Raw genomic sequence first — 24,866 nt, forward strand, 5'->3', positions numbered from 1 at the left:
GGTCCGCGCGCGCTCGGCTTCGTCGTCGCCGTCGACCGGCTCGATCCCTCCGGCCTCCACGCGGCGGCGCCCGCCGGCGAGGTGACGCTCTCCGGGCGCGGCGCGCTCTCGGGCAGCGGGCTCGAGGACCTCCGGGGGGACGCGGTCGTCTCCATCGCCCGCTCGCGGCTCCGCGCGGGCGAGCTCGGGCCGGGCGAGCTCGTCGCGCGGGCCGAGGGCGGCGCGTACGACGTGCGCCGGCTCACGCTGCGCGCCCCCGGGCTCGCGCTCGACGGCGGGCTGCGCTGGCGCCCCGGCGGCGCGGTCTCCGGGAAGCTCACGGCGGACGCCGCCGATCTCGGCCGCGCGATGCGGAACCTCGGCGCGCTCCTCGGAGCGAAGCTCCCCGCGCTCTCCGGCAGGGCGCGGGTGGAGGCGGCGCTCACGGGGACCGAGCGATCCCCGGTGCTGCGCGCGACGGCCGACGCCCCGACGCTGCGCCTCGGCGAGCTCGCGCTCCGCGGCGTGCGGCTCGAGGCGGACGCCGCCGGGCCCCTCCGGCGCCCGGTGGTGCACCTCGCCGGGACCGCCGCGGCGGTGCGCTCGGGGAGCGACGACGTCGCGCGCGGCGTGGTGCTGAGCGCGCGGCTCGAGAAGGACGAGGCGGTCGTGTCGGCGACCGCGTCGCTGCCGGCCGTCGGCGACCAGCCGCTCGCGGTCGAGGCCCGCGGCACGCTCGGCCCGCGCCGGGACCGCGTCCTCGTCTCGCGCCTCGCGCTCGCGTACCCGGGCGCCCGCTGGGAGCTCACGCAGCCGGCGACGGTCCGGTTCGCGGGGCCCGCGGTGGACCGGCTGGAGCTCGTCTCCGGCGAGCAGCGCGTCGCCGTCGAGGGAGGGCTCGGCGCGCGCGGGACGCTCGACGCGCGCGCGGACCTCGTCCGCGTCGACCTGACGCGCCTCCCGCCCGGCGTCATCCCGCGCGGCCTCGGCGTCGCCGGGAGCCTCACCGCCGGGGCGCGGGCGACCGGCACCACCCGCCGGCCCCTGCTCGACACCCGCTTCGAGCTCTCGGGCGGCGCGGTGCGCGGCCTCGCTGGCCTCGACGCCACGGGCACCGCGAGCTGGGACGGGAAGGGGCGACGGGCCGCCGTCTCGGTCGCGGTGCAGCGGGCGGGCGGCGGCGCCGTGGACGTCACCGCGGACCTGCCGTTGCCCCTCGACCGCTCGCCGGCGGCGCGGCTCTCGGCGCGGGTGCGGGTGGAGGCGCTCCCGGTCGCCCCCGTGCTCGCGGCCGCGGGCGCCGCCTCGTCCCTCGAGGGGATCGCCGCGCTGGACGTGACGGTGGAGGGGACGGCCGGCGCGCCCCATCTCACCGCCCAGGGGTCGCTCGAGGGCGGGTCGTACGGCGACATCGGCCCGTTCGCGATCTCGCTCACGCTCGAGGACCCGGGGGAGCGGGCCGCGCTCCATGCCAGCGCGACCTACGGCGGGGCCCCGGCGCTCGCCCTCGACGCGGCCGCCCCGCTCGATCTCTGGGAGCTCGTCGCCCGTCCCGCCGACGCGGTCGCCGCCCTTCGCAGGGCGCCCGTGGAGGTGAGCGCCGTCGTCCCGAGCTTCGACGTCGCGGCGCTCGCCGGGGTGCTCGGCCTCCCCGAGGAGCTCCAGGGCACGCTCGACGCGCGGGCGACCCTCACGGGCACCGCCAGCGCGCCGCGCGGGAACGTGACCGTCGGGCTCGCGCACGCGGTGCTCGCGGGCTACCGCGAGGTGGGCGCGACCGTCGGGGTCGCGCTCGACGCGGCGCGGGTCGGCGTCACGGGCCAGGTCACGCTCGGCTCAGACGCGCTGCTCCGGCTCGACGGATCCCTCGCGGCCCCCCTCGAGCGGCTCCTCGCCGCCGAGCGTTTGCGGAGCACGCCGCTCACGCTCGACGCGGTCGTCCCGCGCGTGCAGCTCGCCCGGGCGGCGGGCGCGGACGTGCCGCTCGCGGGCGTCGTCGAGGGGCGCGTGTCGGCGGGAGGGACGCTCGCGGCGCCGGTGGTGCGAATCGATCTCGGCGGGAGCGGGATCGCGGTGGACGGGCGGCCGCTCGGCGAGGTCTCCGTGCGCGCCACCCACGAGCGGGCGCGCACCGAGGCGCACGTCGCGCTCCGCGCGGCGGCGGGCGGGACGATGGAGGCGAGCGGCGTGCTCGAGGCGCCGCTCGGGCTCGGCGCCGGCGGGCCACCCCTGCGCTCGGCGCCGCTCGACGCGCGGGTCGTCTCGACGGGGCTCGACCTGGGAGTCCTGCCCGCGCTCCTGCCGGGCGTCGTGCGCAGCGCCTCCGGGAAGCTCACCGCCGACGTCACGGCGCGAGGCCCGCTCGGCCGGCCGCGACCGCGCGGCAAGGTCCTCCTCGCCGACGGGAAGCTCGCGATCGCCGAGTACGGGGAGTGGACCGGCGTCCTGCTCGACCTCGAGGTGAACGACGACGCGCTCGAGCTGCGCCGGCTCTCCGCGCAGCGGGGCCGCGGACGGCTCGAGGTCTCGGGGTTCGCGCACGACCTCGCGTCGGCGAGCTCTCCGGTCGAGGCGCACCTCCGGGCCGAGACGCTCACCGTGACGCGGGACGGGCAGGAGCTCGCGAACCTCGACCTCCGCGCCGACGCGACCGGGACCTACACGGCGGACGCCTTGCGGCTCGAGGTGAAGGTCCCGGGCGGCACCGTCCGCCTCCCGTCGCGGACCCCGCGCACGCTCCAGCCGCTCGAGCAGCGCGACGACATCGTCGTCGGCCGGCGCGCCATCCGCGAGCGCCGCAAGCGCGCCGAGGCCGCGGCGGAGGTCGCAGCCGGGGCCCCGGCCGCGCCGCGGGCGAAGCCCTTCACGCTCGCCGTGCACGTCGTCGCGCCCGGCCAGCTGTTCGTGAAGAGCGACAGCCCTCTCGAGAACGTCGAGCTGAAGGCGGACGTGCGCTACGAGCTCGCCGGCGCGGGCTCCTACGCCTCGGGGGAGGTCTCCGTCGTGCGCGGGTTCGTGGAGCCGATCGGCGGCCGCCACTTCGACATCACGCGCGGCCGGGTCCAGTTCACCGGCGGTCCGCCCGCCGCGGCGATGCTCGACGTCGAGGCGACCTACGACAACCCCGAGGCGGTCGTGACCGTGGCCGTCGCCGGCCCGCTGAGCGAGCCCGAGATCCGGCTCTCCTCGAAGCCGCCGATGGACGAGGGGCAGATCGCGATGCTCATCGCGACCGGCCGCACCGAGATCAAGCGCGGCTCGGGAGAGGTCGGCGCGCTCACCGGCGAGGAGGCCGGCAAGGCCGCCCTCGGCGCCGTCGCCACCCAGGCGTTCAAGAACCTGGTCGCCCAGAAGCTGCCCCTCGACACCGTCGCCCTCGACTCCGGCGCGCTGCGCGCCGGGAAGTACGTCACCGACAAGGTCTACATCGGCTACGTGCGGCGGTTCGACGCGAACGTCGAGCGCGGCGAGAACGAGAACGAGATGCGGGTCGAGTACCGCATCACGCCGCGCTGGACGGCGGAGGGGCGCTACGGCACGTCGGGATCGGGCGGCGCGAGCCTCGTCTGGTCGAAGGACTACTGACAGCGTTGCTCGCTACCCCGCGCGCCGGCTCTGCGCGTCCGGAGCGTGGAGGCGCCGCGCGCCTCGCGCCACAGCGCGCGGGCGACGAGCGCGGCGAGCACGAGCCAGAGCAGGGTGCGGACCACCGCGGTGGGGTGGAACAGGTGGTCGCGGAACCAAGGCTCCCAGCGCCGGGCCCGGACCTCGAACGCCACGTGGAAGTCCCAGATCGACGCTGCCGTGAGCGCCGCGAACAGCGTCGCGGGCGCGGCGGCGAGCGCGCCGGCGAGGAAGCCGTAGAGCGCGTACTGCGGGCTCCACACCTTGTTCGTCGCGATCCACACGACGAGCGCGAGCGCCGTCGCGAGCCGGGCGGCCCGCGCCGCATCCCCGCCCCGGCGGGCCGCGAGGAAGGTCGCCGCGGCGCCGGCGAGCGCGGCGAGCGCGAGCGGCCCCGCGGACAGCGCCTCGAGGAGCGGCCCGCGCGGGATGGCGAGGGCGTCCCAGATGGAGTTCTCCGCGCCTCGCCCGGCGTTGAACCGGAAGAACCAGCTCCACCGCTCCGGCGCCGCGAGCGCGAAGGGGAGGTTCACGGCGAGGACGACGCCGGCGAGCGCCGCCGCGTAGCGGAGGAGCGCGCGCAGGCGCGGGCCGGGCCTCGACGCCAGCGCGGCGAGGGCGGGCGGGACGAGCGCCGCCGGGAAGAGCTTCGCCGAGACGCCGAGCGCCGCCAGCGCGCCGCTCCCGGCGACGCGACCGCGCTCCTCCGCGAGGAGCGCGAGGGCGAGGAGCGCGATGGGGAGGAGATCCCAGTTGAGCCCGGCGTAATAGACGAGCGCCGGGGTCGCGCCGAGCCACCACGGGCGCGCGCCGGGGAGCCGCGCGAGCGCGAGGAGCGTCACGGCGAGGCAGGCCGCGAGGAAGAGGTAGGTGACGGTGAAGTGACCGAGCGCGCCGCCGGGGACGTACGACGGCAGCCAGAGCGCGAGCCCCAGCAGGACCGGGTACTCGATCCGATCCTCGAGGTAGGGCAGCGGGTGCGCGCCCCCGAGGTAGCGATCCCCGTGCAGCGCGATGACGTCGGAGTAGCAGTGGTGCTGGAACGACCAGAACCGGTACCCCGCCCCGGCGTGCGCCGCGCCGCGCGCGACGTTGAGGTAGCCGGCCGCGAGCCACAGGGCCGCCAGCGCGGCGGTGACGGCGAGGGAGCGGCGATCCACGGCGAGGGAATAGCACGCCGACCGGCGGCCGGTCGCGCGATGGAGCGGATGGGGCGCCGGAGGAGGTGATCGCCCCGGCGTGCATCGATGTGTAACATCGGCGCGTGGCCTCGCTCACCGGGCTCGCCCAGACGCTCGCCGACGCCGTCTCGCGCACCGGGCCGGTGGCGCCCCTCATCCTCTTCGCGGCGAGCTTCGTCGAGTACGTGTTCCCGCCGTTCCCGGGCGATCTCGTCGTCGTGCTCGGCGCCTGGTACGCGGTGCAGGGAGAGCTCTCCTGGCCCGTCACCTTCGTGTCGGTCACCGCCGGCGCGGTGCTAGGGGCCTGGGTCGACTACCGGATCGGCGCCGCCCTGGGGCGCCGCCTCGATCGGCGCCTCGCAGAGCGGCGGCCGCTCTCGGAGGAGCGGCTGCTGCGCTTCGAGGCGAGCTACCGGCGCTGGGGGGCGCTCCTCCTCGTCGCGAACCGCTTCTTCCCGGGGCTGCGCGCCTTCTTCTTCCTCGCCGCGGGCGCGTCGGGGATCCCGCTCCGCAGCGTGCTCCTCTACGGCGGCCTCTCCGCGGCGCTCTGGAACGCCGTGCTGCTCGGGGCCGGGGCGCTGGTCGCGCACAACGTGGAGGAGCTCCTGCTCCTCTTCGAGCGCTACACGCGCGCCGCCTGGATCGTCGTGGCGATCGTCGCCGCGCTCGCGCTCGCGGCCGTGCTGTGGCGCCGGCGCGCCGCGCGGCGGGCCGCCCGCGCCGGTGAGGGACGGTGAGCCTCGCCGCCGCGCTCGTGCTCGTCGTGGGGCTCGCGCTGCCCGACGGGAGCGCGCGCTACCGCGTCGAGGTGGGCGGCGTCCCGGTCGGCGCGGCCGAGCTCGCCGTACGCTGCGAGGGGCCGCGCTGCCGGGCGGTGCTGCAGACGCGCCTGCGGCTCCCGGAGGAGGCCGGCGGCGCGGTGACCGCCCGCCGCTTCGAGACCGAGGTCGATCGCGAGGGCGTCGCCACCGGCGGGATCCTCCGGACGCGCGACGGAGCGGTCACGCGCGAGGCCTCGCCGGCCGGGCGCGTCCCGGCGGCGCTCGCCGAGCTCCTGCTCGCCTCCGCCGCGAGGGAGGGCGAGGGGACCGCCTGCCTCGAGGCGTTCGAGGAGGAGACGCTCGCCGCCGGTCGGGCGTGCGGCGCCTGGGCGTCGGGCGCGCTCGACGCGACCGTGCTGGGCGTGCGCGAGCGCGTCACGCCCGGTCCGGGAGGCTTCCCGGCCGCGATCGAGCTCCCCGAGCAGGGGACGCGCTTCGTTCGCGACGGGCGAGCCGCAGTGCCCGGGCGGCCGCCGCGCCTGTCCGTTCGTGTCCCCGGCCCGGTCGATCCCGCCCTCGCGTCGAGCTTCTGCGGCGTGTCGCTCGACCCGCCGGCGCCCGCGCCGGCGACCCCGCTCCCCGCGCCTGCCGCGCCGGGCGCGAGCTGCCGGGAGAAGACCGCCGCCTACCTCGCGCGCGCAAGGGGCCGCGGACACGTGGGTCGCACCGCGCTCGGGGTGGCCTGGGACGGGAGAGGCTTCGTCTGGCACGCGTGGGCCGAGCTCCGCGAGGGGGATCGCTACGTCCCGGTCGACCCTTCGTTCGGTGAGCTCCCCGCGCGCGGTCCGCGCTTCACGCTCGCGCGCTTCGCGCCCGGTGATCGCGCAGGAGCGCTCGCCGCCGGGCGGCGCGTGCTGGCGTGCTGGGGGCGGGCGGCGGTGCTGGCGCGGTGAGACCTCCGGGCGCCGGCGCGCCTCCGGCCGCATCTTCCCGGCGTGGACCTCATCGCGCGGTACGTGGAAGACCACCTCGCCCTGTCGCTCGGCGGCGTACGGCTCGCTCGCCGGGCGCTCGCCTCGAACCGCGGCTCGCCCTACGCGGAGCCGCTCGAGCGCCTCCTTCCCGAGCTCCAGGAGGATCGGGAGCTCGTCCGCGACGTCTTGAAGGCGCTCGGCGGCACGCCGAGCGGGCTCAAGGAGACGGTAGTCATGCTCGGCGAGCTGGCCGGGCGGCTGAAGCTGAACGGGCGCCTCCTCTCCTACTCGCCGCTGTCGCGCGTCTGGGAGCTCGAGGCGCTCGCCGCCGGCAGCGAGTCGCGGCGCGGCCTCTGGAGCGCGCTGGCCCGCGCGCAGCGGCACGAGCCCCGCCTCGAAGGTTTCGACCTCGGGGCCCTCGAGGCGCGCGCGCGGCGTCATCGCGACGAGCTCGAGCGCTGGCGGCTCAAGGCAGCGGAGGAAGCGTTCGGGACCGCGCCGCGCCGGCGCGCCAAGAGCCGGAGCGCCGCCCCGCAGCCCGCGCGTTGAAGGCCGTCCAGCGGGCCCGCCCCGGACCGCCGTCCGTCACGCGAGGGAGCCCGCCCGTCGCGCGAGGAAGCGCAGGAAGGCGGTCGCCTTCGGCACGAGGGTCGAGAGGTCCACCTCCTCGCCGGTGGTGTGGAAGCCCTTCCCCCGCGGCCCGAGCCCGTCGATCGAGGGGATCCCCGCCGCGCCGGTGGTGCAGGCGTCGGAGCCGCCGCCGACGAGGGGCGCCTCGCCCTGGCCGAGCCCGCTCTCGCGCTGGCAGTCGCCGTACTCCTTGGCGAGCGCCGACGAGGCCTGCGTGCGCTCGAGCGGATCTCGCCAGCCGCCGTGCGAGAGCTCGAGGGTCGTGCCGGGGACGGCCGCCTCCGCCGCGATCGCCTGGATCGCCTCGCCGAGGCGTTGCCCGTCCTCCACCGTCTCGAAGCGCAGGTCCACGTCGCAGCGAGCCTCGGCCGGCACGGTGTTCTTGGTCGTGCCGCCGGAGACGAGCCCGACGCTCACCGTGAGGCCGCGCTCGTAGTCGGTGAGCGCCTGGACGCGATCGACGAAGCGCGCGATCGACCAGATCGCGTTCCGACCCTTGTCGTGCTCGTTCCCGGCGTGGGCGGCGACGCCGCGGGCCTCGGCGTGGATCGAGCCCACCCCCTTGCGGCGCGTGACGAGCAGATCGCCCGGCCTGCCCGACTCGAAGCCGAGCGCGCAGGCGGCGCCCTGCGCGTGCGCGCGGATGAGCGGCTGCGACTCCGGAGAGCCCACCTCCTCGTCGGCGACGAGGATGCCCTTCACCGGCACGCGCTCGAGGAGGCCCGCGCGCTTGGCGGCGACGAGCCCGAACAGCATCACCGCGATGCCGCCCTTCATGTCGAAGACGCCCGGCCCCACCGCGCGGCTCCCCTCGCGCCGGAAGCCCTCGAAGGTGCCCGGCGGGAACACCGTGTCGGTGTGGCCGACGAGGAACACCGGCGCGCCGTCCGCAGGCCCGCTGAAGACGAGGTGCGGGCCGAAGCGCGTCGAGGGGCGGAGCTCGACGGCGAAGCCGAGCGTGCGGAGCTGTCCCGCGACGAGGTTCGCGACCGCCTGCACGCCGGCCTTGTTCGCGGTGAAGGAGTTGACTGCCACGAGCCGCTCGAGGAGCGACTCGAGCGCGCCGCGCTGGCCCGAGAGCCAGTGGAGGGCGTCGTCGATGCGGCCGGCCATGAGGGCGAGACCTCCGGTGCGCGAGCGCGGGGGCGACCTCGCCCTCGGCGGGCCGCGCCGGCCGCTGGCCGGGCGCGGGAGACCCCGGTATAAGGGCGGCGCATGGCACCGGGCAAGCGCTACCGGGCCGCGGTGATCGGCGGCTCGGGCTACGGCGGCGCGGAGATGATCCGCCGCCTCCTCATCCACCCCGACGTGGAGCTCGTCCGCGTCGCCTCGATCGACTTCGTGGGGGAGCCGCTCGCCGCGGCGGACCCCGCGCTCGAGGGCGTGACCGACCTCGTCTTCGAGGGCCTGCCGCCCGCCGAGGCGGCGAAGGGAGTGGACGTCGTCCTCCTCGGCCTCCCGCACACGGTCGCGGCGTCCAAGGTCCCCGAGCTCGCCGCGCTCCCCGGCCTCAAGATCGTGGACATGAGCGGCGACTTCCGCCTGAAGGACGTCGCCGCGTACGAGCGCTGGTACAAGCACACGCACCCCTGCCCGGAGCGGCTCCGCGACTTCGTCTACGGGCTGCCCGAGCTGAACCGCGAGCAGCTCCGCGCCGCCCGCTTCGTGGCCTCGCCCGGCTGCTTCGCGACCACCATCGAGCTCGCGCTCCTGCCGCTCGCGCGGGCCGGGCTCCTCGAGGGCGTCGTCCACGTGCAGGGCATCACCGGCTCGTCCGGCTCGGGGGTCGCGCCGTCGGCGGGCACGCACCACCCGGTCCGCGCGAACAACCTCCGCACCTACAAGCCGCTCGAGCACCAGCACGTCCCGGAGATCACCGAGACGCTCGCGCAGGCGGGCGCGAGGGACCTCGCGCTCCGCTTCGTGCCGGTGTCGGCGCCGCTCTCGCGCGGGATCTTCGCGACCGCCTTCCTCGAGCTGCCGGAGGAGTGGACGCAGGAGCGGCTCGACCGGCTCCTCCGCGAGACCTACGCCGGCGAGCCGTTCGTGCGGGTCCCGCGAAAGCGCCTCCCGGAGGTGGCCGCGGTCTCCGGCTCGAACTACGCAGAGGTGGGCATCTCGGCCGGCCCGGCGCGCGCGGGGCGGCGCACCGTCACCTGCTTCGGCGCGACCGACAACCTCGTGAAGGGCGGGGCGGGGCAGGCCATCCAGAACATGAACCTCATCCTCGGGCTCGACGAGAAGGCCTCGCTCGCCGACCCGGGCCCGTGGCCGCCATGAAGACCATCGTGCTGAAGCTCGGGGGCGAGATCGTCCACGCGCCCGAGCTCTCCGTCATCGCCCGCGACCTGCGCACGCTCGTCGACGGCTTCAACCGCGTGGCGATCGTCCACGGCGGCGGCCCGCAGGCCACCGCGCTCCAGAAGACGCTCGGCCTCGAGACGCGCATGGTGGCCGGCCGCCGCTTCACCGACGCGCAGACGCTCGAGGTGATGAAGTACGTCGTCGCCGGGCAGCTCAACGTCGATCTCTGCGCCCGGCTGCTCGCGAACGGCGTCATGGGCGTGGGCCTGCACGGCGCGAGCGGGCACATGGTCCAGGCGCGCCGCCGCCCGCCCCGCGTGATGAAGGGGGCCGGGCCGGAGCCGGTGGACCTGGGCCTCGTCGGCGACGTCCTCGGCTTCAACCTGCCGCTCCTCGGCGATCTCTTCGAGCGGCGCTACGTCCCGGTCATCGCCTGCCTCGGCTGCGACGCGCAGGGCCAGCTGCTCAACATCAACGGCGACACCGTCGCGAGCCAGCTCGCGGGCGCGCTCGAGGCCGACGCGCTCGTGCTCGTCACCTCCACCCCGGGCGTGCTCCGCGACCTCGCCGATCCCTCCTCCCGCATCCCCCGCATCACCCACGCCGAGTTCGAGCGGATGGTCGCGGACGGGACGATCTCGGGCGGGATGATCCCCAAGCTCGAGGAGTCCTTCGGGGTCCTCGCCTCCGGCGCGAAGTCGGTGGTCATCGTCGGGAAGCTCGGCGAGGGCGATCTCGCCCGCGCGGTGCTCGACCCGGGGAGCGCCGGGACCGTGCTGGTCGGCTGACGGCGACACTGCCACCGAGAAACCCCGAAGCGACGAGCCGCTACGGAGCGTCACGGGCGCCGGCGAAAGCGATCCTTCACCTCGTAGGCGAAGCCGTCGAGGACGTCGGGGTCCACCGGATCGCCGTTCAGCGACAGGCTCAGGGACAGGAGCCCCTCGCGCTCGCGCGCGTGCGACATCTGGGCCTCCGCGAGCTTGTCGGGCATGCACTCGAGCGGGCCCACGCACACGGCGCCGTCGATCTCGCCGCGCCGCCACTGGAGCACCGGGAGGCCCACCGCGAGGACGGCCTCGTGCTCGAGATCCTCGCGCACGTAGGGCGCCGCGGCCGCGAGCGCCTCCGCGAGGCGCGCCGGGCGCGGCCACCCCATCGCGCTCGCCATCCTGCTCCGGCACGCGCCGAGGAGCCGGCCGCGGACCCACGTCTTGAGCTGGTCTCCGGGCGTGCCGCGCAGGCCGCGCCGCACCTGGACGTGGTCCGAGTACTCGAGGAACTGGGCGACGGGCTCGAGGCGCACCCGGATCCCGCGCTCCTCCAGCGCGTCCGCCACGTCGCCGTTGGCGCCCGCGTCGGAGCGCACGTAGACCTCCCCGACGAGGAGGACCGTGGGGTGCGGCCGGGGGTCCTTGAGGCTCCGGAGGGCGAGCCCGGCGCGACCGAGCAGGGCGGGCACGCCGTAGCTCCGCCCGGTCGCGGCCTCCATGAGCACGCGGCTCGCCGAGAGGCTCCCCGCGGCGGCGCGCTCGAGCAGCGCCGCGAGCTCGGTCGCGTGCGCCGCGTGCACGCGGGCCGCGGCCCCGGGCTCGCGCTCGACGGGGCGGACGTCGCGGAGCGCGTCCTCCAGCAGGCCGAACCCGGCGATCCCCGCGAACACGACGGCCCCGAAGCCGGGCGGCACGCCCTCGAAGTAGTCCGAGTCCGGCGGCGACCAGATCCCCACCCGCGCGCCGTGCCCGAGCCGCTCCAGGATCATCTGGTGGAGCTGCCGGTAGTAGCCGAACCGGCACGGGCCGCTGGAGCCCGGCATGAAGAACGCCAGCCGCTCGTGCGGGTGCGCCCGCTCGAGCCGCTGCAGGAGCGACCCGAGCGTCACGATCATCGGCAGGCACTCCTTGCCGCTCGTGTGGCGCCGCGCCCGCCGGACCGCCTCCGGGCCGGCGCGGGGAAGCACCTCGGCGGGGACGCCGTAGCCGCGCAGCGCCGAGGCGAGCGCGCCGGCCTCCGGCCCCATGGGCGGCACGAGCACGCGCGCGCCGCTGCGGGCGATCTCGGGGAGCGACTGGGAGGCGAGGGCGAGCAGCGGGGCCGCGGACGCGGCGGCGCTCGCGCCCGAGCGCAGGTCCTCGCGGACGCAGTGCAGGAACGCCTCCACGCGCGTCTTCGTCCCGGCGTCGCCGGCGTGGCCGTCCGTCTCGATGACGGCGAAGGGCTTGCCCTCCATGAGGCGCGCGTAGGCGTGCAGCGTGAAGCTGTCGGGCCCGCAGCCGTAGTTGCTCGCGAACAGGCTGTACACCCCGGGCTCGCGCCGCACCTCGTACGCCGCGCGCAGCACGCGCTGCGTGTAGCCCCAGAACGCGCCCGGGACGAGCGGCGTCTCCGGGGCCGACGGGTAGCAGTCGACGGGGATGGCGACGGCGCCCTGCTCGCGGAGCAGCGCGGGGATGTTCGCGCTCAGGACCGCGTCGTGGATCGTGTAGGTGCGCCCGAGGACGACCACGGGCAAGAGCCCCTCGGCGCGGCAGCGGTCGAGCGCGCCGCGCCCGATGCGGAAGAGGGCGGCGTCGAAGCGCGCCTGCTCCTCGCGCGCGACGGCGTGGGCGGATCGCCAGGCGTCCTCGCGCTGGACCCCGAGGTCCGCGGCGAGCGCGCGGCAGGTGTCGAGGAACGCCGGGGCGTCGAGGAAGCCCGGCCCGAGGCGGATGGCCGGCGAGAGGATCCGCCCGGCGTCGAGCGCTCGCCCGAGATCGAGGCGCAGCACGTCGGCGCTCCCCGCCACCACCGGGCAGAGCCAGTGAGAGGTCTCGTCCTTCACGGCCGGCAGGTCGCGCAGCATCGGGAGGAAGACCCGCTCCGCGGGCGCCTCCGCCATCGCGGCGACGAGGCCGTGGTACTGCTGCATGGGCGCGCAGAACGGGACGTGCGCGCGCTCCGTCCCGCGGCGGAGCGGCTCCCGTCCTCCTCCGCGCGCCACGACCACGTCGAGGCCGAGGGCCCGGAAGAAGTGGGCGAAGAACGGGAACAGCCCCTTCAGCTGGAACGCCTCGGCGAGGGCGACGCGCGGGGCGCCGGTGCGCGCCGACAGCGGACGCAGCACGGCCTCGACCAGCTCCGCGCGCTCCCTGAACGGATCGGGCGCGCCGGCGGGGAGCTTCCGCGTGCGGGTCCCGCGCTCGTGGACGGAGCAGCCTCCCCCCCACGAGAACGCGCGCCGCACCCCCTGGACGCGCGTCCGGAGCCGCTCGATGCGGCAGGAGTTGCCCGACCCGCCGCAGCCCGCCGTGGAGCGGCAGACGAACGTGTCCTTCCGGTCCACCTGGGCGTCGAGGAACCGGCCGAGCTCGAGCGGAGCGCCGCCGGGCAGCGCCCCGCGCGCGAGCAGCGCGATCCCCCACGCGCCCACCGTGCCCGGGTTCGGCGGCACGATCACCTCCGCGCCGGTCTGCCGCGCCACCGCCGCCGCGAGCGCGTCGGCGCTGAAGGGCATCCCCTGGCAGAACACGACGTCCCCCACCGAGCGGCTGCCCTTCACGCGGTTCAGGTAGTTCTGCACGACCGAGTCGTAGAGGCCGGCGACGAGGCGCGGTCGCGTGACGCCCGCGGCCGCCGCCTCGTCGAGGATCTCGGCCATGAACACGGCGCAGTGCTGGCCCAGGTCGGCGCAGGCGTCGGCGCCGAGCGCCACGCGCGCGAGCGCCTCGACATCGCGGTCCCCGAGGCGGAGCCCCTGCTCCTCGATGAAGGACCCTGTCCCGGCGCTGCACGCCTCGTTCATGGCGGCGTCGACCACGCGGCCGCCGAGGAGCCGGATGTACTTCGCGTCCTGCCCGCCGATCTCGAAGATGGTGTCCACCCGCGGGTCGCAGGCGCGCGCTCCCTCGGCGTGAGCGGCGATCTCGTTCAGCACGTGCACCCGCTCGGCGCCGTAGCAGGTCGCGAGCAGCGACCCGACGATCTCGCGACCGCTGCCGGTGACCCCGAGGCCCACGACGGCCTCCCGGAAGGCTCCGCCGGCCGCGCGGCGCACGAGCTCCTGCGCCGCCGCCACCGGGTCGCCGGCGGTGCGCGTGTAGTTCTCCCAGACGGGCGCACCCGAGGCGGCGTGGAGCGCGACGGCCTTCGAGCCGGTCGAGCCGATGTCGAGGCCGAGGATGAGCGCGTCGCCGGCGCCGATCCTGGGGGCCGGACGCGCGGGCAGGCGGCGCACGCGCCCCAGGGTGTCGGAGAGCGGCGGGAGCAGCTCCACGGGCGCGTGCGCCGCGGGGGCCACGAGGTCGTCGGGCCGCGGGAGCGGCGCGGACCCCCGGGCGGCCAGCACCGCGCACCCGAGCGCGTCCAGGTAGAGCGCGTCGTCGCCGCGCTCCTCCTCGAGGGTCATCCCGCGCTCCGCCACGATCCGCCCGAACCGCTCGCGGATCCTGCGCGAGCGTCCGACCCCTCCGGCGAGGACCACGGTCGCGGCCTCCGAGGGCCGCCGGAGCAGCACCTGGACGTTGTCGCAGATCGCGTCGAACAGGCCGGCCAGGATCCGTGCCCGGTCCTCGCCCTGGTTCGCGAGGTGGGTCATGTCGGTCTTCAGGATGACGGGGCAGCGGCCGGAGAGCGGCGCCGGATCCTCGACCGGCGCGGCGAGGAGGTCCGCCTCCTCGGGGTCGAGCCCGAAGCGCTCCACGAGCTGGCGCAGGAAGCTCCCCGTGCCCTGCGAGCAGCGCGGGTTCTCCCGGTAGTCCGCGTCCTCGCCGCCGCCCAGCTCGACCACCGAGAAGCCGTGCGCGCCGATGTCCACGATCACCGCGGGGCCCGGCCCGTGGAGGAACCGCACGCCGGCGATACGCGCCTGCTTGGCCGGGACGCGCGAAAGGGCCAGCTGCCGCCCGAGGCGCCCGGACGCGAAGGCGCCGCCGACGTCGTCCCATCCCCACTGCCGGAGGAGCTCGCGCACCGCCGGGCCGGGCGCCTTGTGGTGCTCGAGCCGCGCGCGCCGGAGCCACACGAGCTCGCCCGGGCGAGCGACGAGCTCGACCACCTTCACCGTCTCGGCGCCTGCGTCCACCCCGAGGAAACGAGGCATGCTGACGGCGAGTGTCGCCCAGCGCGCGCCCGGCGGGCTTGACCAGAACGGGCGCGGCGAGAGGGCCAGGGGCACGCCTCCACGCTCCGGGCATCCCTCGTGGGTCCACCCCGCGATGGCCACGCACCCGCCTCGAGGGGCCGCGCCCACGATCCCGCTCGTGCCCGCGAACCTCACCGCCCAGTACAAGGACGCGGAGCTCCGCTTCCGCGAGGCGGCGAGCCACGACGACAAGCGCGAGGCGCTCCGCGAGATGATCGCGCTCCTCCCGAAGCACAAGGGGACGGAGAAGCTGCACGCCGACCTCAAGAAGCGCCTCGCGAAGCTCGAGGAGGAGGGCGAGCACGTGCGCCAGAGCGGCGTCCACCGCACGGACCCCGCGCACGTGCGTCGCGAGGGGGCCGGCCAGTGGGTGCTCCTCGGGCCCCCCAACGCCGGCAAGTCGTCGCTGCTCGCCGCGCTCACCCACGCGCACCCCGAGATCGGCGAGTACCCGTTCACCACGCGCGCGCCGCTGCCGGGGATGATGGCGTTCGAGGACGTGCAGGTGCAGCTCGTCGACACGCCGCCCGTCGCGCCGGGTCACACCGAGCCGTACCTGCCGAACCTCGCGCAGGGTGCGGACGGCGTCGTCGTCGTGCTGGACCCCACAGCCGACGACGTGGAGGCGGCGTTCGCGGCGGTGCTGGAGGTCCTCTCGCGCGGGCACGTCTGGCCGCGCGGCCGCGCCCCGCCGCCGGGCGCCTCGCCGCTCCTCGTCCACCGCCCGGTCCTCGTCGTCGCGACGCGCCGCGACCTCGACGAGGACGGCACGTTCGCGGCGCTCGCGCGCGAGGCGGTGGGCGCGGACCCGCCGTTCTTCGCGGTGTCCGCGACGCGCGGCGACGGTCTCGACGCGCTGCGACCCGAGCTCTTCCGCGCGCTCGGCCGGATGCGCGTCTACACGAAGGAGCCGGGGAAGAAGCCTGACCTGGGGAAGCCGTTCGTGCTGCCCGCCGGCGCGACCGTGCACGACCTCGCCCTCGTCGTGCACCACGAGGTCGCCGCCCACCTCAAGTTCGCGCGCATCTGGGGCCACGCGCGCTTCGAGGGGCAGCAGGTCGATCGGCACCACGTGCTGGCCGACCGCGACGTGGTCGAGCTACACGCGTGACTCGGCGCACGATACCCGGCCTGCGGCGGGCGTCCTCGCTCCTTGCGCCTGCGGCGTACGGAAGTCTCACCATTCATCACGAATGCAGATACTCGGCGGACGAGCGGTAGGTGTTTCGACCGCCGTCACCGTGCGCATGCCGGATTCGGGCATCGACGGGGTGGGCGCGCGTTCCGGGCGCTCCCACGATGAACGCGCCAGAGGCGGTGAAGCAGGCGGACGTCTCGTCGTGTCAGCCCGCAGGAGGCGCGCAGCGTTACACCGCGCGGGTGCATGCGGACTTTCCGAACGCGCATCCGCAGGTCGCGCCATCGCACGGACCGGAGCTGGCCGGGAAGCCGAGCAGATTCACCAATGATGACAACTATCGCCAGCGGTAGTGGCGCCCCGACGTCGCGGCTTCTCTCGCGAAGAAGCAAGGCGTCCCAGTTGCGGTGGGTGAAACATGTCTCATTGACGCGTTCTGGTCGCGATTGCGTTCAACCTGCGGGCCCGCGCGGGAGGGTTGCTCTCGCGCACGCGCCTCGCGCCTGCCGCGCGCGCCGAGCGCCGTGATGCCTCGACGAGGGCGCGGGAGAGAACGCCGCGCAGGCGCGAACCTCGCGCGTCTCCGGAGCTCCGAAAATCGCGTGCTACGAAGAGTGTACTGGAGGTGCACCCCATGTCTGCGCTCGCCCCGGCCACCCTCGAATCGAACGTCCTCGCCCACCGCCTGAGCGAGCTTGCCGGAGAGGAACGGAACGTCCAGGTCGACTTTCTCCTGCACCTCGACGAGTTCGATCGGCGCCGCGCCTTCGTCGAGGCCGGCCACGCGTCCCTCTGGAGCTACTGCCTGGAGGCGCTCCACCTGCGGGAGGGCGCCGCCGGCCGGCGCATCCAGGCGATGCGCGTGCTGCGCCGCTTTCCGAGCCTCGAGGCTCCGCTGCGCGATGGGCGCCTGTGCCTTTCCACCGTGGCGCTCCTCGGCCAGGTGCTCACCGAGGAGAACGTGAACGACCTCCTCGGTCGCGCAGCCTTCCGGACCCGGGCCGAGGTCGAGCACCTCGTCGTCTCCGTCCAGGCGCGCACCGCTCCGCGCGCTGGCCTCCGCAAGCTGCCCGAGCGCGCGCCCGGCGCGGTGAGCGCCCCGCTGCAGCTCCCGGAGGCCGAGCGGACCGAGGCGGCGACCGCGCCCGGTCCTGAGGCTCCGACCCTCGATCCGGGCCCCAACACCGCCTCGCTCCCGGCGCCCCCGCCCATCGTCGCGCAGCCGAAGCGAAGGGCCGAGACGCTCGCCATCTCGGAGAGCCAGTGGTCGCTCCGCGTCACCCTCGACCGCGCCTGCAAGGAGGACCTGGAGACGCTCCGGTCGCTTCTGTCGCACAAGGTCCCGGACGGCGACCTCGCGGCAGTGCTCCACGAGGCGATCCGCTGCGCCATCCAGAAGCACGGCAAGCGCAAGGGCGCGGTCGCGCCAGAGCGAAAGACCAAGGACGCCAAGGAAGGCTCGAAGGAGGGCGCGAAGCAGGTGGCGGCGGAGCCGCCGGCGGCCAGGACCACGATCCCGGCGATAGTGCGCCGCGCCGTGTGGAAGCGCGACGGCGGGCGGTGCGCATGGGTCGGCCAGGACGGCTGCCGCTGCAATAGCCGCTGGAAGCTCGAGGTCGACCACATCCAGCCCGCCGCCCTCGGGGGACCGTCCACGGTCGAAAATCTTCGGGTCGCATGCCGAGCCCACAACCTGCTTCACGCAGAGAGAACCTTCGGGCGCGAACACATGGATCGCTTCCGCCGCGACACGGGCGACGGGCCATCGCCGCTCTCGTGCGCTGGCGTGGCGGCTCCCGTCATGCAGCTGGGAATGTGGGCGCCGTGATTCCGCTGCCGCGTATCGGCCGCGCCTAACTTCGCGGACCGGGTTGGGTTCGCACGGCAGCGCGCTAGAGCGATGACTCGCCGCTCGCGTACCTCCCGGCTTCCGAAACACCACGCCCCACTTGCGCCGGTGACGCTCACCGCTCCGCGGCCCGCAATGGTCCGCGCGAAGCATTCCCGGACCGCGCCGTGCCTACCCCGTCGATGCCGAACCGGAGCGCGCGGTGCGCCGCTGGTCCGACCAGGGCCGCCTCCGTCGGTCAGCAGCCGAAGATGTGACGAATCCTCAGACGGAAGCAGAACGCGTCGGCGCGCGTCGCTGCGGGTGTCGCCTCGGGTTCGGCTCCGCCGTGGCCCGGGAGCTATCTCCCGGCCTCGCCGGCGGTCGCCGACGCGGGCAGCGGGCGCGCCGCGTGGGCGGGGGCGACCTCCTCGCCGCGCATCGCGCGCATGATCCTGCCGGCGTTCGCGGCCAGGCGGGCGCTGCCGTCGGGCAGCGGCCGGTCCTCGGGGTCGGTGACGCTCGCGCCCGCCAGGCCGGCGAACACCGTCACCTTGAGATCCTTGCCCACCACGGCGTAGCGCGGCTCCCAGCCGACCGTCGAGAGCACGAAGCGATCGTCGGGCGAGTCGAACGCGGAGAGCCCGTCGGAGTGGAGCGACGGTGGGTGCGTGTCGCCGAGCAGCGAGAAGATCGTCGGGACGAAGTCCACGTGGCTCGTCGGCGCGTCGTGCACGCCCGCCGGGATCCCGTCGCCGAGCACCACGAACGGCACGTGGATCTGCTCGTTCGTCACCGCCGAGCCGTGGCCGAGGTGGGCCTTCTCCCGGAACTCCTCCCCGTGATCGCCGGTGAAGAGCACGAGCGGCTTCTTCCCGCGGGTCCGCTCGAACCAGGAGAGGAACTCCTCGAGCGTCCCGTCGAGCGCGTAGGCCGCGTTCTTGGCGCGGTTGCGGATCTGCTCCGCCGGCGCGGTGGTGGCCTTGATGCCCCCCGAGCCGTCCCACACCGGCCGGAAGGGCTCCTGGCCGCGCGGGTAGAAGTAGTTGAAGTGCGTCCCGTAGAGGAAGACGAACATGAAGAGCGGCTGCTCGCGCGGGACCGCCTCGGCCATCTTGCGCGCGTCGAGGAGGAGCTGCGGATCGCGGTCGCCCCAGCCCTCGCCGTCGCAGCGGTTCTTGAGGTCCTCGGCGGACACGCCGGCGAACACCGTCTCGCGCAGGTCCATCCAGTCGAGGCAGGAGGCGGAGAGCGCCTTCACCGCGTAGCCGTTCGCGCGCAGCGCCGGGAAGAGCACCGGCCGGCGGCCCGCGCCGAGCGTGGCCTCGAGCTTCTGCGCCTGGAGCCCGTACAGGAGGCTGAAGATCGTGTAGTGCGTCGCGACCGCGCCCGCGTAGTGGCGCGTGAAGCGCGCGCCCGCCTCGGCGCGGCGCCACAGGTTCGGCATGACGTCCGGCGCGAGGTGCGCCGCGGGCAGGCTCTCCGCGACGAGGAAGAGCACGTCGGGCTTGCGGGTGAAGTGGATCTCCTCCGGCGCGACCCCGGCCGGCAGCCGCAGCGACTCCTGGCCGGCGAACTGGTCCACGGCGCGCTTCCCGAAGAGGCGCGAGTAGATGCCGTTCATGCGCACCGGCACCTGCAGCGGCAGGACGCCGGAGGCGGCGAACATCGCCGGACCGCCGAGGTAGACGAGCCCCGCCCCGTACACGCGCTCCGCCGCGGCCGCCAGGACGAGCGTGAGCGCGAGGGTCCACGCACGCCGCCCGCTCGCGAAGCGCCGGATGAACCACGCGCCCGCCGCGACGTCGAGCGCGACGAAGAGGGCGCCGGCGGCGAGGAATGTCGCGACGTCCGCCGGGGACACGCCCGTCTCCTTGAGCGCGTACGGCTGGAACAGCACGCGCAGGAAGAAGCCGTTCACGTGGAAGCCGACCGCCCCGAAGATCCGGCTGTCGAGGGCGACAAGGCTCGTCGCGAGGCCGAGCACGGCCGGCGCGGCGAAGCGGTACGCGCGGGGTCGGAGCGAGAAGGGGAGCGCGAGCGCGAACGCGGCGAGCGCGAGGAGCGCCGCCTGCGGGAGGAAGGTGGGCCAGAGCGGCGCCCGGTACGCCGCGGGCGCGTTGCGGACCGCCGCCGCGATCGAGGTCGCGTACAGGGCGAGGAAGAGCGGGACGTGCAGGAGCGACCAGACGAGCGCGGGGAACCGGTACCCGGCCCCGCCCCGCGTCGCCCCGGCGCCGACATCGAGCGCGCGGGACATTCGGGCGCGGAACCTAGCATCACCCGCCCGTGCTCGCCACCCGGCGGGGAGCGGCCGAGCGGGCGGTCAGCCGCTGGCAGGCGCGGATCGCGGCGCCACCCTCATCTCGAGCAGCACCCGCCCGCACGCCGGGCAGCCGGGATCGCCGGGATCGTCCGTCCACATCTCGCAGGCGGGGCACTGGAACCGCACGCCCGAGCCGCCCGCGCCGGGCTGGTCCTCCGGCGCGGGGAAGAGCACGCGCCCCGCGGCGGCGAGCGCGGCGAAGTACTCGTAGCGCGCGGCAGGGGTGACGTCGTCGGGGAGCGGCATGCGGGTGAAGGTGCGGCCGGCGAGCGCCACGGTGGGCCCCGCCTCCCGCGCGGCGAGGAGCGCCTGCTCCGAGCGGCGCGGCCAGGGCTGGTCCGCGAACCAGCGCGCCTTGAAGGCGCTCCACTCGGCGAGCGTCCTCACCTCCGCGAGCGCGGCGTGGAAGGCGTCGAGCTGCCTCATGAACGCGGGCTCGTAGGGCATGAGCGCGATCTTGCGCGCGCGCACCGGGGCCGACAAGAAGGACGGGTGCCGTCCGCGCGTGGCCGCTCGCCGCGCGCCGCCGGCGGCACGAGCGAGGAGAGCCGAGATGTCCGAGGGACCCCGCCGCGACTTCGAGGCCGCCTACCTGGCAGGGACGCCGCCCTGGGACATCGGCCGGCCGCAGCCCGAGATCGTGAAGCTCGCCGAGGAGGGCGAGGTGAGGGGCACCGTGCTCGACGTCGGCTGCGGCACCGGCGAGAACGCCCTCCACCTCGCGAGCCTGGGCCGGCCGGTCGTCGGGGTGGACGGCTCGCCCGCCGCGATCGCCCGCGCCCGCGAGAAGGCGGCGGCGCGCGGGCTGGAGGTGGCGTTCCACGTCGCCGACGCGCTGCAGCTCGGGCGCCTGCGCCTGCGCGTCGAGACGGTCGTCGACTGCGGGCTGTTCCACGTCTTCTCCGACGAGGAGCGTCGCCCGTACGCGGAGTCGCTCACGGAGGTGCTCTCGCCCGGCGGCGTGCTCCACATCCTCTGCTTCTCCGACGCGGAGCCGCCCGGGCCGGGCCCACGGCGCATCGCCGAGTACGACCTCCGCGCGACGTTCCGCTCGCTCTTCGCGATGGTGCGGATCCGCCCCGCGGTGTTCGACAGCCTCCTCCTGACCGGCGGCGCCAAGGCCTGGCTCGCGACGTTCGTGCGGATCTGAGCCAGAAAAACCGAGGGCCGCGCCTCCTCGAGGGAGGGCGCGGCCCTTCGGTGCGGCGGGTCAGGATGGCCGGACTAGAAGATCGTCCACTGCACCATGACCTGCGGGGCGGAGGTCACCGTCGCCTCCGTCTCGCCGAAGCCGTAGCCGCGGTGGATGAACCACTCGACGCCGGCGTGGAGCTTGCCCTTCGGGCCGCCCGCGACGGAGAGCACGTCGACGAGCAGCTCCGGCTGCGCCCAGATCTCGACGGCGTTGTCGCGCGCGCCGTCCTTCGTGCCGTTCACGTCGACGAAGCCCGTGAAGAGGAACGGCACCGGACCGACGGCGAACGGCACCGTCCAGTACGGCGAGATCTGCCACTGGTGATCGGCGAACTTGTCGTACCGGTAGAAGAGGTTGAGCCCGAGCACCCAGCCCGGCGGCGCGACGAAGTCGAACCCGACGCCGCCGAGGTAGGCGTAGAAGTTGCCGCCCTGGTTCACCTCGCCCGCGAGGCCCCAGTTCCGGATGACGCCGCCGATGGGGGCCTTCTGGCCGAGCAGGTCGTTCAGGAACAGGCGCGGGTGCCACTCGACGTAGGCGCCGGTCGCGTCCTCGCCGCCCACCCGGCCGCGGGTCAGGTCCGTGAAGAAGAAGCTGTCGCCGTGCTCCCACGTGGAGAAGTGGTTGAGCGTCAGCGTCGTGAGGCGCCCGTGGTCGTAGTTTCCGAGCGCGTCGTCGAAGTTGTACCCCTGCAGCAGCTGGACGTTGGTGGTGGAGAACCCGCCAGCGCGCGCCGCGGGCGCGAGCGCGACGAGCGCGATCGCGAGGAGGCTTCGGAGGAGAGAGGAGACGTTCATGGGGCGACGCTTCTAGCGCAGCCCTCTGACTCTCGAAAGGGTATTCCCGTACCCGCGGTCGCTGCTCGCTCCGTGCGAGCGGGCGCGGCCGCTACTCGAAGGGCACGAGGTGGAGCCGCTCGCCCGGCTCCGCGCCCAGAATCTCGCGTGCCTTCGCGGGGATGCGGACCGTCTCGCCGTCGATCCGCGCCGGGGCGCGCACGGCGCGGAAGCGGCTCTTCCCCTCGGTCCGGTGCAGGCCCACGAGCCGCTCCTCGCCGTCGCGCTCGAGGGGCTCCTCCGAGAGCTTCGCCCGCCGGTAGGCGCGCACGAGCGTGACGTCCTCGAGCCGCGCCTCGTAGTGCGGCCCGCCGTCGAACGGGTCGATGCGGCTCACGTACTGGAAGCCGAGCCGGTCGAGCATCCGCCGCACGGGCTCGGTGGCGGGGCCCACCTTGCCGAGGTTCCGCTGCACCTGCTCGGGGAACAGCGTGGCGTACACGTCCACGGGCGGGAAGAGCTGCTGGATGAACTCCTTGTTCTCGCGGCTCTTCTTGTCGGCGGTCTGGTAGTCGAGGTCGGTGAAGCGCTTGCCGAACGCCTCCCAGAACGCGCTGCGGCCGTCCTTCGTGAGCGGCGGCATGAGCTCGGCGAGCACCTTCTCGCGGAAGCGGTCGCGGAACATCGCCATGTAGAGGAAGCGCACGTAGGCGAGCTGCTTGCCCGCGCGCTCCTCGCCGCCGCGCTCCTCCGGATCCACCACCAGCCCGCCGATCTCGGTCGGCCCGTCGAAGTGGTAGCCGATCGAGAGGACCTGGTGCTTGAAGTGCCGGTCGATCGTCGACGAGTAGTGCTCGCGCTCGGACACGTCGAAGAACGTGCAGGGCGACTCGCGCGTGCCGTGCTGGGCGATCACCATCGACGTGCCGACGATCCGGCCGGAGCGCGGCTCCTCCGCCACGAAGACGTAGGAGCGCTCCAGGGGATCGCGGATCTTCGCCGAGAAGCTCCGGACCGAACCGTCGATGATGCGGGCGAGGGCGCGCTCGTCGTACGGCAGGTTGACGGTGTTCAGCACCTTCGCGAGCCGGGCGAGGCTCGCGAGATCCGACTTCTGCGCGTCGCGGAGGAGGAGCATGCGTCGGGTCGGGAGGACTAGCACGGGCCCCGAGGGCTGTCACCCGCGGGGAACCCGGCGCCCCGCGCGGATCGCGCGAGGAGCGAGGCGCCGGTGTCGGCGCCGGCGGGCGGCGGGCGGCGGATCCCGCCCGGCCGTTCGGGGTCCCGCCGCCCGCTCGGGAACGTTGAACGGGGCGCCTCGGCGTGACATGGAGAACGCCATGCGCGCCGTCGTGCAGCGGGTCTCCCGGGCCGAGGTCCGGGTGGAGGGGCGGGTGGTCGGTGGGATCTTGCGCGGCCTGGCCGTGCTCCTCGGCGTCGCGCGCGAGGACGGCCCCGCCGACGCCGACCTCCTCGCCGAGAAGATCGCCGGCCTGCGGATCTTCGAGGACGCGGGCGGCAAGATGAACCTCGCCGCCGGCGAGGTGGGGGGCGGGGTGCTCGTCGTCTCGCAGTTCACCCTGCTCGGCGACGCGCGCAAGGGCAACCGCCCGAGCTTCGTGGACGCCGCGAACCCCGAGACCGCGAGCGCGCTCTACGAGCGGGTCTGCGCCCGGCTCCGCGAGAAGGGGCTCGCCGTCGCGACCGGGGTGTTCCGCGCGGAGATGGAGGTCGAGCTCGTGAACGACGGCCCGGTCACCATCCTGCTCGACTCGCGCCGTCTGTTCTGAACCGGAGGTCAAGGGATGTCCGACTGCCTCTTCTGCAAGATCGTCGAGAAGAAGATCCCCGCGCGGATCGTCCACGAGGACGCGGACACCGTCGCGTTCGAGGACGTGAACCCGCAGGCGCCGACGCACGTGCTCGTCGTCCCGCGCAAGCACGTCGCGAGCATGATGGAGCTCGGCCCGGACGACGAGGCGCTCGTCGGCAAGCTCTTCCGCGCTGGCGCCGCCATCGCGAAGGCGCGCGGCATCGACGGCCCCGGCTACCGCGTGGTCATGAACCACAACCGCGACGCGGGCCAGAGCGTCTTCCACATTCATCTCCACGTGCTGGGAGGTAGACGGATGGGATGGCCTCCAGGCTAGCCTCGGAGAGCCTCGGCTGGGGTCTCGTGGCTCTGCGGGGTTGACCCGAGCTAGTACCCGGCGCCGGTGCCCTGCGCCGCGGCGCCCGTGCCCTGCGCCGCCGCCCCCGGCCCCTCGCGCGCGAGGGCGTTCGCCGACCGCGCCGCGAGGGCGGCGCGCCACAAGGCGAGGCGCGCCGAGTAGAGGTCGCCGCGCGCGAGCGCCTCGCGCGCCTCGGCGACGTGGGTGGCGCTCTCGCCGGTCCCCATCGCCTCGTCCCGGGCGCCGTACGTCTGCGCGTCCCGCCGCGTGCGCTCGAGCGTGTCCGCCTGCGCCGCGAGCGCCGCGTCGACGCCCGACGCGTCGCCCTGCGAGAGCGAGCGCAGCGCCTCGTCGAACGCGCCGAGCGTGGCGCCGGTCGCCTCGGCGCGTCCCGCCGTCGCCTCCGCGGCGGCCGTCTCGCGCCGCGCCTCCTCCTCCTCGCGCGCCGCGAGCCGCGCCTCGAGCGCGTCGGCCCGCGCGCGCTGCGAGTCCACCGCGCCACGCAGGTCCTCGACCTCCTTGCGGAGCTGCTCGAGCTCGGCGGTGCGCTGCGCGTCGTCGAGCGCCTGCGCGTCGAGGCGGAGCTGCTCCTCTCGCTGGGCCGCCTCCCGCTCCGCGGCGGTGCCTGCGTCGTCCGCGCTGCGTCCCACCGGCCGCGCGACGCCCGCGGCAGCGTTGCCGTCCGGCGCGCCGGAGGCGGTCCCGGCGGCGGCCTCCCCGCTCCGCGCGGGAGCCGCGGCCGGCTGCCCGGGTGAGCCCACGGGAGCGGTGGCGGCTGCCGCCGCGTCGGTCCCGCTCGCCGAGCTCCGGCCGTCGCGGGTCGCGTCCTGCGCCGCCGGGGCGCTCGCGGCCGCAGCCTC

19 protein-coding genes are annotated in these 24,866 nt (G+C 75.3%); 11 read left to right on the forward strand and 8 right to left on the reverse strand.

Annotation, left to right across the window (positions count from 1 at the left end; all coding sequences use genetic code 11):
* Positions 1–3,564, forward strand: a 3,564-nt coding sequence (locus MNZ29_RS16950; RefSeq protein ID WP_242356024.1) for a translocation/assembly module TamB domain-containing protein, incomplete at its 5' end; no start/stop codon positions are given.
* Here the strand turns inward: MNZ29_RS16950 and MNZ29_RS16955 are convergent.
* Complete coding sequence (locus MNZ29_RS16955) at positions 3,558–4,763, reverse strand: hypothetical protein (RefSeq protein ID WP_242356026.1); 1,206 nt, start codon at positions 4,761–4,763, stop codon at positions 3,558–3,560. The genes MNZ29_RS16950 and MNZ29_RS16955 overlap by 7 nt on opposite strands.
* 104 nt (positions 4,764–4,867) lie before the next feature.
* On the opposite strand from MNZ29_RS16955, the gene MNZ29_RS16960 reads away from it, so the two are divergent.
* From MNZ29_RS16960 to MNZ29_RS16970, 3 genes are read left to right on the forward strand one after another with little or no spacing between them, the layout of a single operon-like run.
* Positions 4,868–5,521 carry a DedA family protein gene (locus MNZ29_RS16960; RefSeq protein WP_242340412.1) on the forward strand — a complete coding sequence of 218 codons (654 nt, stop codon included), beginning with the start codon at positions 4,868–4,870 and terminating at the stop codon, positions 5,519–5,521.
* Complete coding sequence (locus MNZ29_RS16965; RefSeq protein ID WP_242356028.1) at positions 5,518–6,498, forward strand: transglutaminase domain-containing protein; 981 nt, start codon at positions 5,518–5,520, stop codon at positions 6,496–6,498. Before MNZ29_RS16960 ends, MNZ29_RS16965 begins: the two co-directional genes overlap by 4 nt.
* A gap of 42 nt (positions 6,499–6,540) precedes the next feature.
* Positions 6,541–7,068, forward strand: coding sequence for a hypothetical protein (locus tag MNZ29_RS16970; protein ID WP_242356030.1), 528 nt, complete (start codon positions 6,541–6,543; stop codon positions 7,066–7,068).
* A gap of 36 nt (positions 7,069–7,104) precedes the next feature.
* Here the strand turns inward: MNZ29_RS16970 and MNZ29_RS16975 are convergent, their stop codons facing one another.
* A complete protein-coding gene (locus MNZ29_RS16975) occupies positions 7,105–8,262 on the reverse strand; it encodes a M20 family metallopeptidase (protein WP_242356033.1) in 1,158 nt (385 codons plus the stop codon).
* A gap of 102 nt (positions 8,263–8,364) precedes the next feature.
* On the opposite strand from MNZ29_RS16975, the gene argC reads away from it, so the two are divergent.
* Entirely contained in the window at positions 8,365–9,429 is a 1,065-nt protein-coding gene (gene argC / locus MNZ29_RS16980) for an N-acetyl-gamma-glutamyl-phosphate reductase (RefSeq protein ID WP_242340416.1), read from the forward strand.
* The gene (gene argB, locus MNZ29_RS16985; RefSeq protein ID WP_242340417.1) at positions 9,426–10,241 is read left to right on the forward strand and encodes an acetylglutamate kinase; all 816 of its coding nucleotides are present in this window, start codon (positions 9,426–9,428) and stop codon (positions 10,239–10,241) included. Before argC ends, argB begins: the two co-directional genes overlap by 4 nt.
* Before the next feature lie 50 nt (positions 10,242–10,291).
* Here the strand turns inward: argB and MNZ29_RS16990 are convergent, their stop codons facing one another.
* Positions 10,292–14,530 (reverse strand): BadF/BadG/BcrA/BcrD ATPase family protein, encoded by a 4,239-nt coding sequence (locus MNZ29_RS16990; RefSeq protein ID WP_242356035.1) that lies wholly within the window; start codon positions 14,528–14,530, stop codon positions 10,292–10,294.
* A 160-nt stretch (positions 14,531–14,690) separates the two neighbouring features.
* On the opposite strand from MNZ29_RS16990, the gene MNZ29_RS16995 reads away from it, so the two are divergent.
* Together MNZ29_RS16995 and MNZ29_RS17000 are read left to right on the forward strand one after the other, a co-directional pair.
* Entirely contained in the window at positions 14,691–15,683 is a 993-nt protein-coding gene (locus MNZ29_RS16995) for a GTPase (RefSeq protein WP_242356037.1), read from the forward strand.
* A gap of 661 nt (positions 15,684–16,344) precedes the next feature.
* Entirely contained in the window at positions 16,345–17,538 is a 1,194-nt protein-coding gene (locus tag MNZ29_RS17000) for an HNH endonuclease (protein ID WP_242356039.1), read from the forward strand.
* A gap of 361 nt (positions 17,539–17,899) precedes the next feature.
* Here the strand turns inward: MNZ29_RS17000 and MNZ29_RS17005 are convergent, their stop codons facing one another.
* Entirely contained in the window at positions 17,900–19,798 is a 1,899-nt protein-coding gene (locus MNZ29_RS17005) for a sulfatase-like hydrolase/transferase (RefSeq protein WP_242356041.1), read from the reverse strand.
* 66 nt (positions 19,799–19,864) lie between these two features.
* Positions 19,865–20,311, reverse strand: coding sequence for a hypothetical protein (locus MNZ29_RS17010; RefSeq protein ID WP_242356043.1), 447 nt, complete (start codon positions 20,309–20,311; stop codon positions 19,865–19,867).
* 106 nt (positions 20,312–20,417) lie between these two features.
* Between MNZ29_RS17010 and MNZ29_RS17015 the strand changes: the two genes are divergently transcribed.
* Positions 20,418–21,014, forward strand: coding sequence for a class I SAM-dependent methyltransferase (locus tag MNZ29_RS17015; RefSeq protein WP_242356045.1), 597 nt, complete (start codon positions 20,418–20,420; stop codon positions 21,012–21,014).
* A 74-nt stretch (positions 21,015–21,088) separates the two neighbouring features.
* Here the strand turns inward: MNZ29_RS17015 and MNZ29_RS17020 are convergent, their stop codons facing one another.
* Both MNZ29_RS17020 and MNZ29_RS17025 read right to left on the reverse strand, forming a co-directional pair.
* A complete protein-coding gene (locus tag MNZ29_RS17020) occupies positions 21,089–21,856 on the reverse strand; it encodes an ion channel protein Tsx (RefSeq protein WP_242340423.1) in 768 nt (255 codons plus the stop codon).
* Positions 21,857–21,947: 91 nt separating this feature from the next.
* Entirely contained in the window at positions 21,948–22,973 is a 1,026-nt protein-coding gene (locus MNZ29_RS17025; RefSeq protein ID WP_242340424.1) for an arginine N-succinyltransferase, read from the reverse strand.
* Between the two features lie 202 nt (positions 22,974–23,175).
* Here MNZ29_RS17025 and dtd point away from each other — a divergent pair, with 202 nt between their 5' ends.
* Entirely contained in the window at positions 23,176–23,625 is a 450-nt protein-coding gene (gene dtd, locus MNZ29_RS17030) for a D-aminoacyl-tRNA deacylase (RefSeq protein ID WP_242340425.1), read from the forward strand.
* A gap of 15 nt (positions 23,626–23,640) precedes the next feature.
* Positions 23,641–23,985, forward strand: coding sequence for a histidine triad nucleotide-binding protein (locus MNZ29_RS17035; RefSeq protein WP_242356047.1), 345 nt, complete (start codon positions 23,641–23,643; stop codon positions 23,983–23,985).
* Positions 23,986–24,035: 50 nt separating this feature from the next.
* Here MNZ29_RS17035 and MNZ29_RS17040 read toward each other — a convergent pair.
* Positions 24,036–24,866 (reverse strand): hypothetical protein (locus MNZ29_RS17040; RefSeq protein ID WP_242356049.1); only part of this gene is annotated, 831 nt, incomplete at its 5' end.

It is taken from the genome of Anaeromyxobacter sp. SG64 (assembly GCF_022690745.1).
GTDB classification, from domain to species: domain Bacteria; phylum Myxococcota; class Myxococcia; order Myxococcales; family Anaeromyxobacteraceae; genus Anaeromyxobacter; species Anaeromyxobacter soli.

Bases quoted from the DNA above. Each gene is read 5' to 3' on its own strand.
- dtd (WP_242340425.1), top strand. From the start codon at position 23,176: ATGCGCGCCGTCGTGCAGCGGGTCTCCCGGGCCGAGGTCCGGGTGGAG.
- MNZ29_RS16990 (WP_242356035.1), bottom strand. From the start codon at position 14,530: ATGCCTCGTTTCCTCGGGGTGGACGCAGGCGCCGAGACGGTGAAGGTG.
- MNZ29_RS17000 (WP_242356039.1), top strand. From the start codon at position 16,345: ATGTCTGCGCTCGCCCCGGCCACCCTCGAATCGAACGTCCTCGCCCAC.
- MNZ29_RS17005 (WP_242356041.1), bottom strand. From the start codon at position 19,798: ATGTCCCGCGCGCTCGATGTCGGCGCCGGGGCGACGCGGGGCGGGGCC.
- MNZ29_RS17015 (WP_242356045.1), top strand. From the start codon at position 20,418: ATGTCCGAGGGACCCCGCCGCGACTTCGAGGCCGCCTACCTGGCAGGG.
- MNZ29_RS16975 (WP_242356033.1), bottom strand. From the start codon at position 8,262: ATGGCCGGCCGCATCGACGACGCCCTCCACTGGCTCTCGGGCCAGCGC.
- MNZ29_RS17010 (WP_242356043.1), bottom strand. From the start codon at position 20,311: ATGCCCTACGAGCCCGCGTTCATGAGGCAGCTCGACGCCTTCCACGCC.
- argB (WP_242340417.1), top strand. From the start codon at position 9,426: ATGAAGACCATCGTGCTGAAGCTCGGGGGCGAGATCGTCCACGCGCCC.
- argC (WP_242340416.1), top strand. From the start codon at position 8,365: ATGGCACCGGGCAAGCGCTACCGGGCCGCGGTGATCGGCGGCTCGGGC.
- MNZ29_RS17025 (WP_242340424.1), bottom strand. From the start codon at position 22,973: ATGCTCCTCCTCCGCGACGCGCAGAAGTCGGATCTCGCGAGCCTCGCC.
- MNZ29_RS17035 (WP_242356047.1), top strand. From the start codon at position 23,641: ATGTCCGACTGCCTCTTCTGCAAGATCGTCGAGAAGAAGATCCCCGCG.
- MNZ29_RS17020 (WP_242340423.1), bottom strand. From the start codon at position 21,856: ATGAACGTCTCCTCTCTCCTCCGAAGCCTCCTCGCGATCGCGCTCGTC.